Annotated in this window: 1 protein-coding gene; it reads right to left on the bottom strand. The window is 47.7% G+C overall.

Annotated elements, in window-relative coordinates:
* On the bottom strand, positions 1-413 hold a 413-nt coding region (locus CP370_RS09395; RefSeq protein ID WP_143467901.1), incomplete at both ends, for a PTS transporter subunit EIIC.

The raw sequence follows: 413 nt of genomic DNA, 5'->3' as shown, positions 1-413 counted from the left end.
CTACTTTCTCTAATTTAAGTTGGTTTTTATCGTATGCCTTAAAGAATGGCCAATAAATCACCATCGAAATCAAAATATTCACTATACATAAGACGATTGCTCGCCAGTCAAATCCGGTCGCCATCCACGCTCCGATCGGGCCTGGTAACGTCCACGGTGCCACTGCGGTCGTGTACGCGACCATGTGCAATTTCATCGCTAGATAGGTAACCGCCGCCATTGCAGTTGGCGCAAGTACGAACGGCACCGCAAAGTAAGGGTTCATAATGATGGGAATCCCAAAAATCAGCGGTTCATTAATGTTGAAAATGGCCGGAATGATGGTGACCGCCCCCATCGTTTTACTAAACTTGGCCTTACTGAAAAATGCCAGTAGAATCGCTAAGGAAAGGGTGGCTCCGGCTCCACCAACC

The sequence above is a fragment of the Lactobacillus sp. UMNPBX19 genome, assembly GCF_002553805.1.
GTDB lineage: Bacteria > Bacillota > Bacilli > Lactobacillales > Lactobacillaceae > Lactobacillus.
Note: the sequence above shows the minus strand (reverse complement) of the source record. Positions and strands in the feature narration are given on the sequence as shown.